The 14,760-nt window shown below is 53.5% G+C and carries 15 protein-coding genes; 11 read left to right on the forward strand and 4 right to left on the reverse strand.

Features of this window, described 5'->3' with window-relative positions:
- The first annotated feature begins 87 nt into the window (after nucleotides 1–87).
- From J1C54_RS00515 to J1C54_RS00540, 5 genes are all read left to right on the forward strand, one after another.
- Complete coding sequence (locus J1C54_RS00515) at nucleotides 88–516, forward strand: pilin (protein ID WP_304504394.1); 429 nt, start codon at nucleotides 88–90, stop codon at nucleotides 514–516.
- 70 nt (nucleotides 517–586) lie between these two features.
- Complete coding sequence (locus J1C54_RS00520) at nucleotides 587–2,554, forward strand: hypothetical protein (protein ID WP_229143871.1); 1,968 nt, start codon at nucleotides 587–589, stop codon at nucleotides 2,552–2,554.
- 178 nt (nucleotides 2,555–2,732) lie between these two features.
- The gene (locus tag J1C54_RS00530) at nucleotides 2,733–3,161 is read left to right on the forward strand and encodes a pilin (RefSeq protein ID WP_304504395.1); all 429 of its coding nucleotides are present in this window, start codon (nucleotides 2,733–2,735) and stop codon (nucleotides 3,159–3,161) included.
- A gap of 32 nt (nucleotides 3,162–3,193) precedes the next feature.
- Nucleotides 3,194–4,051: a glycosyltransferase family 2 protein gene (locus J1C54_RS00535; RefSeq protein ID WP_229143872.1), complete on the forward strand. Its 858-nt coding sequence runs from the start codon at nucleotides 3,194–3,196 to the stop codon at nucleotides 4,049–4,051.
- Nucleotides 4,052–4,067: 16 nt separating this feature from the next.
- Complete coding sequence (locus J1C54_RS00540; protein ID WP_229143873.1) at nucleotides 4,068–5,153, forward strand: class I SAM-dependent methyltransferase; 1,086 nt, start codon at nucleotides 4,068–4,070, stop codon at nucleotides 5,151–5,153.
- A 6-nt stretch (nucleotides 5,154–5,159) separates the two neighbouring features.
- Here the strand turns inward: J1C54_RS00540 and J1C54_RS00545 are convergent, their stop codons facing one another.
- Together J1C54_RS00545 and J1C54_RS00550 are read right to left on the reverse strand one after the other, a co-directional pair.
- The gene (locus tag J1C54_RS00545; RefSeq protein WP_229143874.1) at nucleotides 5,160–6,059 is read right to left on the reverse strand and encodes a hypothetical protein; all 900 of its coding nucleotides are present in this window, start codon (nucleotides 6,057–6,059) and stop codon (nucleotides 5,160–5,162) included.
- A gap of 32 nt (nucleotides 6,060–6,091) precedes the next feature.
- A complete protein-coding gene (locus tag J1C54_RS00550; RefSeq protein WP_229143875.1) occupies nucleotides 6,092–6,922 on the reverse strand; it encodes a glycosyltransferase family A protein in 831 nt (276 codons plus the stop codon).
- Nucleotides 6,923–7,271: 349 nt separating this feature from the next.
- Here J1C54_RS00550 and rfbF point away from each other — a divergent pair, with 349 nt between their 5' ends.
- Genes rfbF through J1C54_RS00580 form a run of 6 tightly spaced genes read left to right on the forward strand, consistent with a single transcriptional unit; the run spans nucleotide 7,272 to nucleotide 12,532 of the window.
- Entirely contained in the window at nucleotides 7,272–8,042 is a 771-nt protein-coding gene (gene rfbF, locus J1C54_RS00555) for a glucose-1-phosphate cytidylyltransferase (protein WP_229143876.1), read from the forward strand.
- Nucleotides 8,006–9,136 carry a CDP-glucose 4,6-dehydratase gene (gene rfbG / locus J1C54_RS00560; protein WP_229143877.1) on the forward strand — a complete coding sequence of 377 codons (1,131 nt, stop codon included), beginning with the start codon at nucleotides 8,006–8,008 and terminating at the stop codon, nucleotides 9,134–9,136. The genes rfbF and rfbG overlap by 37 nt, the downstream gene beginning before the upstream one ends.
- Complete coding sequence (locus J1C54_RS00565; protein WP_370635595.1) at nucleotides 9,133–9,693, forward strand: dTDP-4-dehydrorhamnose 3,5-epimerase family protein; 561 nt, start codon at nucleotides 9,133–9,135, stop codon at nucleotides 9,691–9,693. Before rfbG ends, J1C54_RS00565 begins: the two co-directional genes overlap by 4 nt.
- Nucleotides 9,690–10,913, forward strand: coding sequence for a class I SAM-dependent methyltransferase (locus J1C54_RS00570; RefSeq protein WP_229143879.1), 1,224 nt, complete (start codon nucleotides 9,690–9,692; stop codon nucleotides 10,911–10,913). Before J1C54_RS00565 ends, J1C54_RS00570 begins: the two co-directional genes overlap by 4 nt.
- Nucleotides 10,910–11,737 carry an NAD(P)-dependent oxidoreductase gene (locus tag J1C54_RS00575; protein WP_229143880.1) on the forward strand — a complete coding sequence of 276 codons (828 nt, stop codon included), beginning with the start codon at nucleotides 10,910–10,912 and terminating at the stop codon, nucleotides 11,735–11,737. The genes J1C54_RS00570 and J1C54_RS00575 overlap by 4 nt, the downstream gene beginning before the upstream one ends.
- 24 nt (nucleotides 11,738–11,761) lie before the next feature.
- Nucleotides 11,762–12,532, forward strand: a complete 771-nt coding sequence (locus J1C54_RS00580; RefSeq protein ID WP_229143881.1) for a cephalosporin hydroxylase family protein — start codon at nucleotides 11,762–11,764, stop codon at nucleotides 12,530–12,532.
- On the opposite strand, the gene nadC is transcribed toward J1C54_RS00580, so the two are convergent.
- Both nadC and J1C54_RS00590 read right to left on the reverse strand, forming a co-directional pair.
- Nucleotides 12,516–13,379: a carboxylating nicotinate-nucleotide diphosphorylase gene (gene nadC, locus J1C54_RS00585; RefSeq protein WP_229143882.1), complete on the reverse strand. Its 864-nt coding sequence runs from the start codon at nucleotides 13,377–13,379 to the stop codon at nucleotides 12,516–12,518. The genes J1C54_RS00580 and nadC overlap by 17 nt on opposite strands.
- On the reverse strand, nucleotides 13,366–14,646 hold the full coding sequence (locus tag J1C54_RS00590) for a sodium:alanine symporter family protein (RefSeq protein ID WP_229143883.1): 1,281 nt from the start codon (nucleotides 14,644–14,646) through the stop codon (nucleotides 13,366–13,368). The genes nadC and J1C54_RS00590 overlap by 14 nt, the downstream gene beginning before the upstream one ends.
- Nucleotides 14,647–14,760: the final 114 nt, after the last annotated feature.

A 14,760-nucleotide genomic window follows, 5' to 3' on the forward strand; every position in this document is an offset into this window, starting at 1 on the left:
GTTGGCCCGCTGATTGCATAATCAGTTTCAGGCGCTCTCCGGTCGGGGGGCGAGACAAAAAAGAAACCAAACGACTGGAGATTCATTATGAAAAATGTTCAGAAGGGTTTTACCCTTATCGAACTGATGATCGTTGTAGCCATTATCGGTATTCTGGCTGCTGTAGCTATCCCGGCTTACTCTGACTACACCGTACGGACCAAGGTTTCTGAAGGTCTGAACGTTGCAGCAGGCGCTAAAGCCAGCGTTAGTGAAACCATTCTGTCTACCGGCACCGTGCCGACCGACAACGCTGGTGCTGGTCTGGTGGGCTCGGCTAGCATCACCGGCAACAACGTAGCTAGCGTTGCAGTAGGTGCAGGCGGCGCAATTACCATTACCTACAACACCGCTGATACCAACATCGCTGGTCAGACCATCATCATGACCCCAAGCACCGCTTCTGGTGGTTCGGTTGCATGGGATTGCACCGGCGGCACCGTGGTTGATCGTTACCGTCCGGCCAACTGCCGCTAAGCGATAGTTGGTTTGGAAGAGGGGCGACATTGTCGCCCCTTTTTTTATTTCCATATTCGAGGGGATTTCTATGCGGTCTGGGTCTGTGCGTGTGGCATTGCCGGGTTTGATCTTGCTTGGCATGGTCTTGCTACCACTATTGACTCTTTGGCCGGCACTGACGGGTCCCTTTCTTTTTGATGACGAGCCAAATTTAAATGCCTTGCAGGTGTTGCAGGGTGAAGTGACTCAGAACACCGTTGGGAATTATCTGGCGGAAAAGTCCGCTGGCCCAACCGGCCGACCGCTGTCGATGCTGAGTTTCCTGCTCAACGATGTTTACTGGCCTTCAGAGCCAGCCTCCTTTAAGTACACGAATCTGCTTATCCACGTTCTAAATGGCTTGCTGCTGGCCTGGCTGGTGTTGGCGATCATTCGGCAATGGGCGGGAAAGCTGGACCAGCATCATGTTGTGCTGGCATTGCTGGTGGCGGCCTTCTGGGTGCTTAATCCTTACCAGCTGTCCTCGGTGATGTATGTGGTGCAGCGCATGGCCCAGTTGTCCGCTCTTTGTGTGCTAACCGGATTATTGCTGTATCTGTCCGGGCGTCGTTTGCTCGCCGACGGTGATGCTGGTAAAGGTTATGCTTTGATCTGGCTGGCCTATCTGGTGGGTGCCGGAGTCGGCGTGCTTGCCAAGGAAAACGCGGCACTGTTTGTTTTGCTAGTGCCGCTATTTGAGTGGCTGCTTTTCCCCGCCAGCGTTTCACGGGGGCGCCCACTGCTGCTCAAGGCAACGCTGGTTTTGCCGGCTACGGCCATGCTTATGGTGCTGGGGAGTTACTTTTTCTCTACCCATGCCTATGAGTGGTTCCGTGATTTTACTCTATCTGAGAGGTTGCTTTCCCAGGGCCGTGCTCTTGGCTACTACCTATGGCGTTACCTGATTCCCGGGGTGGGCTATGTGGGTTTGTATGCGGACGGATTCGAGAAATCGGTGAGCCTGCTACAGCCACTATCAACGCTGGTCTGGATTGTTGTTCATATTCTGATTATTGCACTGGCAGTGGTATATGCCCGTCGTTTGCCGCTGCTGTCTTTAGGGGTTCTGTTTTTCTATGTGGCCCATAGCATGGAGGCTGGAGCGATACCGCTAGAGTTATTCTTTGAGCATCGTAATTACCTGCCATCCATGCTGTTGCTGCTTGGTGTAGTGCACATTCCTCGGCAAAAGGTTGCCATAATGACGTTGTTGCCGGTGGTGCTGGTATGTGCGGCGCTGCAGTATCTTCAGGCAACATTCTGGGGGGACGAGCGTCACTTGAATACAATTATGGTGGTGGAGAATCCCAGTTCAGAACGTGCTCTGGTGACCTACGCCAATTATCTGGAGCGTCAGGGCGATCTGGTCGATAGCCTGGTGGTAATGAAGCAGTATATCGAGCAGCAACCTTACGGCATGGATGTGGCGCTGAATGCGGTAAAGATGTCCTGTTACCTTGGCATTGATAGTGAGCAGGATGCCAGCATGCTGGAAGCGTCCACGATAAAATATCGGGGTAAGGCAGAGCCGGTTGTGCGCCAGGTGGGGGATATTGCCAAATGGGTAAGCGAGGGGAAATGCAAGGCCATAACTCTCTATCATCTGGGCCGGTTTCTGGATAGCTATATGAGCGCCTACCCGCGGGACGGCGAGGCCACTCAGGCCCAGTATGTGGCCCGCTCTTACCTGGATTATTACCGTGGTAACTATGCCGGCTTTCACCAGCACATGACGCTGGCGCTGGATGCCCATCCGAATCTTTCTCTGACCTACTCGGCCTGCTCGCAGTTTGCGGTAATTGGTGGTCCAGAGCAGGGTTGCGAGTGTTTTAGAAAATATCAGTACATCGTGGACGAGCATGGGGTTAGCAAGAAAACCCTTGTGCAGAAATTACTGCGCCGGACAGATAGCGATGTGGACAACTTCAAGTCAGAGGCTGCGGCGGTCTGTGCGGCCATAAATCCTGAGGGGGATACTGAAGGGGGTGCCCGGCCTGAAAGTAGCGACGGGAGTTGACGCGCAGGGGCTGGGTATTGACAAAAAACGGCACCTTTATGCCGGGCCAATTACTTTGGCTTTTAAAGTGTATTAAAAATCAATGCGTTACGCTTGCCTTGTCAGGAAGGTGGCTGAGGGTGAGTTGGCACAAATAGTGCGTGATATAGGGAAATACACTCCAGTGGGGTAGACGGCCATGCGGGCGGTACAGAGGGGTTTTACACTAATCGAACTGATGATCGTGGTGGCGATCATCGGCATACTTGCGGCGGTGGCTATTCCTGCCTATCAGGACTATACCGTCAGGACGCAGGTGTCAGAAGCGCTCAATATGGCGTCGTCACTGCGGTCGGAAATTGCCGGAACGGTGTTTGCTCAAACCGGCAGTTTCACTGGCGTTTCTTCCGGCGCTTACGGCATCATGACTCCAGCCAGCTATCAAGGTAACTTTGTCGATCAGGTCGAGGTGACAGACGGTGTCATCAATGTGCGTTTGGGTAATGACATTAATCCCGGGGTGCTGGGTGAAATTGTCAGTCTGACGCCGTCTTTGGCTGGGGGTTCTATTACCTGGCAATGCACCTTCAGTGGTGAACCGCGCTATGTGCCGAGTAATTGTCGATAACGACCATGGTTTTAAAAATATAAGGGGTTAGCTTGGCCATCGAGAGCATTTCTGTCGTTATTCCTGCAAAAAATGAGCAGGCATCCATTGGCACTCTGGTGCAGGAAATTCTTCAGCTCGATTGCGTTCAGGAGGTGGTGGTCGTCGATGATGGCTCCACCGATCAGACTGGTGAAGTTGCCCGTTCGGCGGGAGCCCGTGTGGTGCGCCATCAAGTCAGCATGGGCAACGGCGCAGCGATCAAACGAGGAGCCAGAGAGGCGCTGGCAGACTGGGTTTTGTTTATGGATGCGGATGGTCAGCATCAGCCCGCAGAGATCAATCTTCTGGTGCAGGCTGCTGCTGAGTCTGACATGGTGGTCGGTGCTCGTGATGCGCAGGGCCAGGCCAGTATCTGGCGTCGTGGAGCAAATGGCTTCTATAACTGGTTTGCCAGCAAGGTTACGGAATACCCCATCAAGGATTTGACCTCCGGTTTTCGCCTTGTGCGCAGGGAGAAGTTTGTCCAGTTCCTGCATCTTTTGCCGAATGGCTTTTCATATCCGACCACCAGCACAATGGCGTTCCTGAGATCAGGTTATAACGTCTCTTTTGTGCCGGTTAATGTTTTGAAAAGAGAGGGTAAAAGCCATATCCGGCCGATTAAGGATGGCTTCCGCTTTCTGATTATCATCTTCAAGATTGCCACCCTGTATGCACCGCTCAAGGTGTTTGTGCCTGTAGCTATTTTCCACTTTGTGTTGGGCTTGATCAGGTACGCCTATACGTTCTCTACCGATGGCACATTCACCAATATGTCAGCTTTGCTGATGGTGACTTCCGTGCAGATCTTTCTGATCGGCTTGGTTTCCGAGCAGATAACATCGCTTGTCTATGGAAAAACCGATTAGGGCGAAGAGAATCCTGATGCCTGATACTCAGCACCTAGAGCTATATCGCGCGGAACACTTCCCTGTCTTTCAGAATCGAATGTTTGCCACTGCAGAGCAGGCGGTGGCTTGTACTTCTGGTGATATCGTTCTTGTCCGTGATCAGAGTACGGGGCTGATTTTCAATCAGGCTTTTAATCCTGATTTGATGAAATACGACTCCGATTATCAGAATGAACAGTCTCTTAGTGCCGCCTTTCTTGCTCATCTGGATAATGTTATCTCCGTAATACAGAGAAACTTCTCTGACTCAAGGCTGGTGGAGCTTGGCTGCGGCAAGGGCTACTTTTTGGAGAGGTTGCAGTCTTGTGGGTTTGATATCACAGGGTTTGATCCAGCCTATGAAGGAAGCAATCCCCGTATTGAAAAGCGAGAGTTCGATGTGGCTTCGGGGCTGTCTGCGGACGGCATCATACTTCGCCATGTGCTTGAGCATATTCCCGCGCCTGTCGACTTTCTGGAAAGCGTTAAAAAGGCAAATCGTGGCGCCGGAAAAATATATATTGAAGTGCCATGCTTTGACTGGATCTGCGAACGGCGGGCATGGTTCGATATCTTCTATGAGCATGTGAATTATTTTCGCCTGAAAGACCTGTTGGCCATGTTTGGTCAGGTTTATGAGTCAGGCCATTTATTCTCCGGGCAGTATCTTTATGTGGTGGCTGATTTAGGGTCTCTGAAGCAGCCCATGCTGGAAGACTCTGACGACTTCGCCTTTCCTGAAGACTTTCTCGGTGGTGTAAGCCAATGCTCCGAGATGATTCGTACTATTGCTTCTAATGGGGCGCAGTGTGGTGTTTGGGGAGGGGCGTCCAAAGGGGTGATATTTGCTCTTCTTATGCAGCGTTGCGGTGTGGCTGTGGATTGCGTTATTGACGTTAACCCGATGAAGCAGGGCCGTTATCTGGCATCGACGGGCTTGCAGGTCAGCGCTCCAGAGCAGGCCCTTGAGCGGCTTGCTGCGGGCTCGGTGATTTTTGTGATGAATGGAAATTATGCTGACGAAATCAGTGCCATGACCGGGGGCAAGTATGACCTTGTTGTGGTCGATGCCATGTCCTGATGGCTGTTACGTCGTTCCCTTGTTTTTCAAATAGAACGCGGTGTATGCAGCTGCCCAAGCGATAATATCCCCGATAAAAACCACCACCCGGAATGTGGCGATCAGGACGATGAGTCCAGTGATGCTGCCCGCATCCTTGAGTAGAGATGCGGATACTGCTTCGGCGACACCAATGCCCTGGGGGGCAAATATGGCCACGTATCCAGCGGCCCAGGATACCAGGTAGGCGCCAGCCATCTGGGCAAAGGACAATGCATCGTTGATGTCAGGATAAGCCTGCAGGTAAAGCGTGAAAGACGTGGCTGCCATGCTCCAGTGAATAACCACCAGTAGTGCAGACAGCATATATGGCCACATATGAAATTTCTGCGCACTTTCCTTGAGATACAGTCGAAGCACTAATGGTGTGCAGGCCAGCAGTGCTATGACCGCAGCAATAGCTGTCCAGAAGACTATTTCCAGTGCAGGTGCGGCCTGCCCAGCCAGTAGCATGATGCTCCCCAGAAAGGATGCCCCGGCCACCAGCATGATGTTTTCCATAACCAGATAGCCGGTTACCTGAAATGCGGAGGCTCCACGGGTCTTGTAATCTGCCCCCTTTGCTACGGTATGCCAGATGCCACCCGGTAGATACTTTGCTGGCAGACGCAGGTTATGGATATAGAAGGCATCGCGGAATGATGCTGCGTATCCAAAGGTGGCAAGGCCTGCTTGAGAAAAAGCCGGAGCGACAGCATGGAGCAAAATCCATACGCAGATGCTGGGCAGAAGATAGAACAGGTTTGCTGAGCTAAATGATGCAATAAGATGCTCTCGGCTGCTCCATGCGGCGTAGAAAATTGCCAGCAATGCGGCTGGTGTGAACAGCGCCTTGGCCAGGCCAATGGCTTTGCGGCTGATGGCCATTGTTGGCTGAGTGGTGTTGGAGTGGTCCACTGTCAGGTTCGCGGCGTCAGGTACTTTCCGCAAAAGTACTTCACGGCAAGACATGGAATCAGGGCAAGCAGGATCAGTGTTTTAACTGATCTGGGTTGCTGTGAATGGGTTACCGCTCCAATAAGGGACAGGGGCAGTCTGGCCAGTGGCATTAGTTTGTCAAAAAAGGAGTGGGTCAGTTTGTAGTCATTATTGTTATAGCGCTGCAGTTTCTGCTTGTATGAGGTTTCTGATCTGAATTCCCGGCGATTCCAGGATGGACCCTCCGCATGAATAAAATCACCCCTCAGGGCCAGCCCGACAAGTAGAATCAAATCTGTGCCAACAATATCCTTAAGATTTTCTGGCTGTAGATACTCTCTGCGAATAAGCCCCAGAACAGGGTTCATATTGCCCCAGAAAACAGTGAAAAATCGTGCCACAGGGTCAAGCCCGCGGGTATCGCTCCAGCCAGTACTTTTCGCATGGCTGTTGCCGGCACCGTCAATCCACGTTGTGCTGGCGAATGACAGGGAGGCATGCGGATGTAGTTCCAGAGCGGCGACGCTTTTTTCAAGATAGTCAGTGGACCAGCGATCATGGCCGGCTGCCCACATAAAATACTTGCCGTGGGAGTTTTCCAGAGTGTATCGGAAGTTTGCTGCAGCGCCCTGATTATGCGCAAAGCGATGATATGTGATGTGCGGGAATTTACGGCAATACTCCTCACATATGCGCTGGGTATCGTCAGTTGAGCAATTGTCAGAGATAAGTATCTCGACGTTTGGATAGCTTTGAGCCGTTATGGCATCAAGTGCTTCGGCAATAAAACGGGCTTCGTTGAAAATTGGCATGCCAATGGACACCAGAGGTAGGGCGCTCGCACCGTGTCCGGAAGCAGAGTGTTCGGAAGCAGAGTGGCCGGACGAAGCGTCATGAGCTGGCTGATCTGCAGGTGAGGAGGGGCTTGTCATGGTATCTATCGCTATAAAGCCGGAAATTCTCCGGGCGGAAAATTAATCAGATGGCTTTGGTGAATGGTCTCTGAGGTTTCCCCCGGTGGATAGCATTGCCCGGCGGATGGCCCCGAAATGTTCTCTGGGATAAGCTAGGGCTCGCTGTGTGAGGTGTCAACCTTGTGGGCCTGAATATTGCAGGCAGGGTAGCGGCAGACAAGATAATAACGAAGCGGGGAGCAAACACATGAAAGCCGTGATTCTGGCAGGCGGTTTGGGTACACGAATATCAGAGGAAACCCATCTCAAGCCCAAGCCGATGATTGAAATCGGTGGAAAGCCAATTCTCTGGCACATCATGAAATCCTATTCGGCCCATGGAGTGACAGAATTTGTCATTTGTTGCGGCTACAAGGGCTATGTCATCAAGGAGTACTTTGCTAATTACTTCCTGCATATGTCAGATGTCACCTTCGATATGACCGACAATCAGATGGAGGTACATCACAAGGAGGTTGAGCCCTGGAGAGTGACTCTGGTTGGTACCGGGGAGCACTCAATGACCGGCGGGCGGCTGAGACGGGTGCGGGACTATATCAGCGATGACGATGCCTTCTGCTTTACCTATGGGGACGGTCTAAGCGATGTGGATATTCGCGGCTCCATCGATTTTCACCGCAAGCATGGCAAGCAGGCCACCGTCACTGCTGTGCTGCCGCCAGGCCGTTATGGCGCCTTGGCCATGCAGGGCGATCAGGTCACCGGCTTCACCGAGAAGCCGCGGGGTGACGGAGGGATGATCAATGGGGGTTTCTTTGTTTTGTCTCCAGCCTGCATCGACTTGATCGAAGGTGACCACACCAGTTGGGAGTCGGAGCCACTTACCAAGCTGGCTGCCATGGGGGAGTTGATGGCCTTTGAGCACCATGGCTTTTGGCAGGCGATGGACACTCTGCGCGACAAGAATGTTCTGGAAGATCTTTGGAAGTCCGGCAAAGCGCCGTGGAAGAAGTGGTAATGAATCCGGCGGGTGAGGTAAATCCTTCGTCGGACTTCTGGCGTGGCCGGAGGGTTTTGCTAACCGGGCACACCGGCTTCAAGGGTGGTTGGCTCGCACTTTGGCTGAGCCGTCTTGGGGCTCAGGTAACTGGCATTGCTCTGGCGCCTGATACTTCGCCGGCGTTATATGATCTGGCCGCCATTGCCGGGCGGCTGCACGACAGCCATTTTTGCGATATCCGCGATTATGCCACGCTTGAGACCTTGATCCGTCAGGCAAACCCGGAGGTGGTGTTTCATCTGGCTGCCCAGCCGCTGGTTCGTGCCAGTTACGCAGATCCATTGACCACTTTCTCTACCAATGTTCAGGGTACTGCCAATGTCCTCGAAGCATTGAGAAAAGTGGACAGTGTGAAAGTCTGCGTGGCGGTGACTACGGATAAGGTCTACAGAAATATCGAGACTTTCTATCCCTATCGCGAGTCGGACCCGCTCGGCGGACATGACCCCTACAGTGCCAGCAAGGCGGCTTCTGAGCTGGTGATCAGTTGTTACCGTGAATCATTTCTGTCGGCGAAAGGTGTGGCGCTTGCGTCCGCCAGAGCGGGTAACGTAATCGGCGGAGGTGACTGGGCGGCGGATCGTCTGTTGCCCGATGCCGTGCGGGCCTGGGGTAAAGCAGAACCTCTGCTAATTCGCCGGCCTGACTCGGTTCGACCATGGCAGCATGTGCTCGAGCCACTGGCCGGATATTTGCGTCTGGCGGAAAGCATGTGGAGTCAGCCTTCGCTTGCCGGGGCCTATAACTTTGGCCCTCCAACAGATTCAGCTGCCACAGTGCGTAATGTGGTGGAGCTTGCCCGCGCTGCCTTCGGTGTTGGCGAGGTCAGCTGGGGAACAGAGGACGCCGGCCCACATGAAGCCGGGCTACTGACTCTGGATGTTTCAAAGGCACGCTATGATCTGGCTGTGACCTCCCAGTGGACTCTGGAGGAGTCAGTCAGCAGAACAATGAACTGGTATCGACGGCTGGGTGAGGGCATTGAGGCGGCCACCTTGTGCGCAGAGGATATTGTCGATTACGAAAACGCCATGGCGGGATCATCAGGGTGACTCGTTTTATCGTATCGGACACTCCCATAGCTGGAGTTAAAGTGGTTGAGCGTACCCTGATCAGTGATCACCGGGGTGGATTAAGCCGGCTATTTTGTGCCGAGGAACTGGCAGCGGCTGGCTGGGACAAGCCGGTGATGCAGATAAACCATGCCCATACCAAAAGCTCGGGTGCCATACGGGGGATGCATTTTCAGCATGCTCCCCATGCGGAAATGAAGCTGGTAAGTTGCGTGCGCGGAAGGATCTGGGATGTTGCGGTGGACCTGCGTGCTGGTTCCGCCACCTTTATGCAATGGTTTGCTCAGGAGCTATCAGCCAGCAATCGACTGGCCATGTTGATTCCGCAAGGAGTGGCCCATGGTTTTCAGGCGCTTGAAGGCGACTGCGAGATTCTCTATCTCCACTCCTCCTGCTATCAGCCTGACGCCGAAGATGGCATTAACCCCTTTGATCCTGCTCTGGCTATTAACTGGCCTGTTGAGATGACTGATATTTCTGAGAAGGACCATAGCAGGGCCTTTGTAGATCAATCTTTTACGGGAATTACGCCATGAAGTGCCGGCACTGTGGCGCTGTTTTGCAGCATGTATTTCTGGATCTTGGCTTTGCGCCGCCATCCAATGCTTATCGGTTGGTCGCTGATCTGTCGAGGCCCGAGCTTTATTACCCCCTAAGGCTGAAGGTATGTGAGCAGTGCTGGCTAGTGCAGACGGATGACTTTGCCTCAGCGGATCAGCTATTCGACTCTGACTATGCGTACTTCTCCAGTACCTCAACAAGCTGGCTGGATCATGCGCGGAATTATGTTGAAGAAATCATTCCAGCTCTTTGTCTGGATCAGGATAGTTTTGTTGTGGAAGTTGCATCCAACGACGGCTATCTGCTGAAGAACTTTGTTGGCCATGGCATTCCCTGTCTTGGTGTGGAGCCAACGGCCAGTACGGCGGATTATGCTGAGAGTATTGGAGTGCCGGTTGCGCGTGAGTTTTTTGGAGAGAAATTCGCTGTAGAAATGGTTGAGAAAAATGGTAAAGCGGATTTGATTATTGGCAATAATGTGTATGCCCATGTTCCTGATATCAATGATTTTACCCGTGGCCTGTCGGTTGCACTGAAATCAACAGGCACCATTACTCTGGAATTTCCTCATTTGCAGAACCTTATTGAAAAAGTCCAGTTCGATACGGTTTATCACGAGCATTTCTCCTACCTTTCGCTGCATTCTGTTAGTGCCATATTCGAAGCGGCGGGCTTGCGTATATGGAACGTTGAGCGGATGCCTACCCATGGAGGTAGTCTGCGAGTCTATGGCTGCCATAAGGATGATCCCCGTCAAAACAGGGACTCAGTCCATGCCGTTTTGCAGGCAGAGAAAGAGTTTGGTTTGTTGGACATTGCTGTCTATCAAGGTTTTCAGCAGCGGGTGGAGACAGTCAAGGACCGCTTCGTGGCGTTTCTTATAGATGCGAAGCAACAGGGTAAGTCGGTGCTGGCTTATGGTGCAGCGGCCAAAGGCTGTACGTTGCTTAACTTTTCTGGAGTAAAGAAAGATCTTTTGCCGATGGTGGCTGATGCCGCGCCGTCGAAGCAGGGCAAGTTTATTCCAGGATGTCATATTCCAATCGTTTCGCCGCAGGCTTTGGTCGATTTGGCGCCGGATTATCTGATCATATTCCCATGGAATATTGCTGCGGAGATTATCGCTCAGAATCAGTTTCTGGCTGAGCGCGGCACTCGTTTTGTCACCTTTATTCCAGAGATGGATATTCGATGACGGGATTAGTGCTGGTCACCGGCGGAACAGGCTTTGTGGGCTCGCAGGTAGTCCGTTCGCTGTTGGATTCCGGAGCACAGGTGAGGATGCTGGTCAGGCCGAATGGTTCTGATGGGCTTGGCGCTGGCTGCGGGATCGAGTCAGTCCGGTTTTCAGATGACTTATTTGCCGAGTCAGAGGATTGGTGGGCGGAGGTTTTTCGTGATATCGATACGGTTGTTCATCTGGCATGGTATGCGGAGCCAGGTAAGTACCTGTCATCCGAGCTGAATTTCCATTGCTTGAGTGGAACATTGCGCATGGCTAAAGGTGCTATTCGCGCTGGCGTCAGGCGGTTTGTCGGGGTCGGCACTTGTTTCGAGTACGATACCGCTCCCGGTTACCTGTCCGTGGACACCCCTCTTCTGCCGCGTACGCCCTATGCCTCCTGTAAGGCGGCGAGTTATCTGTCGCTATCCAGCTGGTTTGCCCTGATGGGGGTAGAGTTTCTCTGGTGCAGATTGTTTTATCTGTATGGTGAGGGCGAGGATTCCCGTCGTTTTGTTCCTTATCTGCGGGGCAGGCTGGAGTCCGGGCAACCGGCGGATTTGACCTCGGGTAACCAGATCAGGGATTACCTTGATGTTGTGGTGGCCGGGCAAATGATTGCAGAGCAGGTTCTTGCTGGTCAGCAAGGCGCAGTGAATATCTGCTCCGGTGTGCCTGTCACGATCAGGCAGCTTGCCCTGCAGATAGGGGAGGAATATGGTCGTGTCGATCTGCTTCGTTTTGGCGCCAGACCGGACAATGAATACGATCCGCCGTGCATTGTCGGTGTGAAATAAAATAATTCGAATAGGGGAATAGGTATGACCGATTTTAGTCAGGAAGCGATTGACCGCGTTGCCACATATCCACAGGAAAAGGCATTGGTTGATTCAGCGGCTCAGTTTCTTCGTGATTCAGTTGGCCCCAAGTACTCCTACAACTTTTTCTGGCAGGGGCGGCCAATCATCCAGTATCCGCAGGATATCGTGGCTATGCAGGAGTTGATATGGTCTGTTCGGCCAGATCTGATTATCGAAACAGGTATTGCGCATGGTGGCTCACTTATTTTCAGTGCCTCCATGCTGGCTCTGCTGGACATGTATGACGCTATAGAGTCCGGGCAAGTGCTGGATCCATCCAAGTCGTCCAGAAAAGTGATTGGCGTGGACATTGATATTCGCGCGCATAACCGGGTCGCCGTGGAGCAGCACCCCATGGCGTCAAGAATCACCATGATTCAGGGGTCCAGCGTGGCCACAGATGTGGTGGAACAGGTTAAAGCACTGGCAGCAGGCTACTCCCGCGTTCTTGTTTGCCTGGACAGCAACCACACCCATGAGCATGTTCTCGCCGAGCTGGAGGCCTATGCTCCACTGGTGACCAAGGGAAGTTACTGTGTAGTGTTTGATACCCTTATCGAAGATATGCCTGAGGACGCCTACCCGGACCGCCCCTGGGGGCCGGGCAACAATCCGAAGACGGCAGTCTGGGAGTATTTGAAAGGGCATCCGGAGTATGAAATTGACGCCCATATACATCAGAAGCTGATGGTGACGGTTGCTCCGGATGGATTCCTCAAGAAGATTGGTTGATCAGCCGTAACGACAAATCCACCGCCCTGACATGCTTGGTAATCGCTCCCGATGATACGCAGATCGGGAATTCCAGCGACGGCATGTGCTCCAGGGTGGAGGGCGTTACTGATCCGGAAATTTCTACGGTAATGCCTGCTTCGTAAGCGGCCAATGCTTTGTGGCGGTCGTTGATGTCGAACTCATCAAGCATGATTTGATCGGGTCGAGCAGCGATCGCTTCTTCAAGTTCGGCCACGGTTTCTACTTCGACAATGACTTTTTTGTCTGGCGCCAAAGCGCGAGCCCGTTGAATGGCGGCCGTGATTGAGCCGCATGCAGCAATGTGGTTTTCCTTAATCAGAAAAGCATCATAGAGACCCATACGGTGGTTCTGGCAGCCGCCGCAGAGCACGGCGTATTTTTGTGCGGTACGCAGGCCTGGCAGAGTCTTGCGGGTGTCCAGAATGGTGATCGGCCGACTGGAAACGGCGCTGGCATAGTGTCGTGCGCTGGTGGCGGTGCCCGACAGGGTCTGGAGAAAGTTAAGAGCAGGACGTTCGCCACTGAGGATCTGCCGGCTGTTGCCACTCAGAGTGCAGAGAATGTCGTTAGCTTTGACCTGGTCGCCATCGGCAAAGTGCCAATTCAAGGTAACGTCATTGCCCACCTGTCGAAATACTTCATCCACCCAGGCGCGGCCACAGAGCACTGCGTCTTCGCGGCTGATAATGGTGGCGCTGGCACGGTCATCCGCCGGAATAAGTTGGGCAGTGATATCACCGCTACCAATATCTTCCAGCAGCGCGGCGCGAACCTGTGGCGGAATATCGTTAACAACGTAATCAGGCAGTTCAGGCTTTTTCACGATTAAAAAACTCTTTGGTTAATTTCACTACAAGTGGACTGAGCAGTAACAGAGCAATCAGGTTGGGCAGTGCCATTAGTGCGTTGAGAACATCGGCCACATCCCAGATCAGCGTCAGACTGCTGGCTGCACCCACCGGCACCATGGCAATCCAGAACAGGCGGAAGGGAAGTACGGCGCGCTCGCCAAACAGGTATTGGGCGCAGCGTTCACCATAAAGACTCCAGCCGAGCAGGGTGGTAAAGGCAAATACTGCCAGCCCTATTACAACAATGGTTTCCCCCATTGGGCCGAAGGTGGCACTGAACGCCAGCGCTGACAGTGGTGCGCCGCTCTGGCCGGATTCGAAGGCGCCGGTGACGACGATGGCCAGGCCCGTGATGGAGCAGATAATGATGGTGTCGATAAAGCTACCCAGCATGGCAATGGAGCCCTGCCGGGCCGGGTGATCGGTGGTGGCCGAGGCATGGGCAATAGGTGTACTGCCGAGGCCGGCTTCATTGGAGAAAATACCCCGGGCGATGCCAAAACGAATGGCAGCCCAAACGGTGGCGCCGGCAAAGCCACCACCGGCGGCGCTGCCGGTAAAGGCATCGGAAAGGCAGCGGGCCAGTGCGGCTGGCAGTTGTTCGGCGTGATCAATTAATACCGCCATGCCACACAGTAGGTAGGCCAATGCCATCAGCGGGACCAGCGCGGTGGCGACATGGGCGATACGCTTGATGCCACCCAGAATCACCATGGCCACCAGCACCGCCATCACCAGACCGGTATAGGTGGTATCAAAGCCAAAGGTGCTATGCAGGCCGTCAGCTACTGAATGCGCTTGAACCCCGTTGCCGATACCGAACCCTGCAAACATGCCGAACAGGGCGAACAGGAAGGCCAGCCAGCCGAATTTGGGGCCCAGGCCGTTGCGAATGTAGTACATCGGCCCGCCTATATACTGGCCATGGCTGTCCTGCTGGCGAAAGTGCACCGCCAGTACCGCTTCACTGTATTTGGTGGCGATGCCGACCAGTGCAATCAGCCACATCCACACCAGAGCCCCCGGTCCGCCCAGAGCGATAGCAGTTGCTACACCGGCAATGTTGCCGGTGCCCACGGTGGCAGCCATGGCGGTGGCCAGCGCGGCATAGCCGGCAATGGTGCCATCCCCCTGGGAGCGGCCAAATAGCTGGCGGAAGCCAAACCCGAGCCGGCGAATAGGTAGAAAGCCCAGTCGCAGGGTTAGCCAGAGCCCGGTGCCACCGATAAGCAGCAGCATTGCGGGGCCCCAAACTAATGATGATATCTGGGATACAAGGTTTGCGAGTGCTTGCTGATCAAAGCTCATTGGCGTTCCGTGTCGGCGGCAGTGAAGCGGATTAGCTTAGAGCAT

The organism is Alcanivorax sp. 1008, assembly GCF_020667895.1.
Lineage (GTDB): Bacteria > Pseudomonadota > Gammaproteobacteria > Pseudomonadales > Alcanivoracaceae > PGZG01.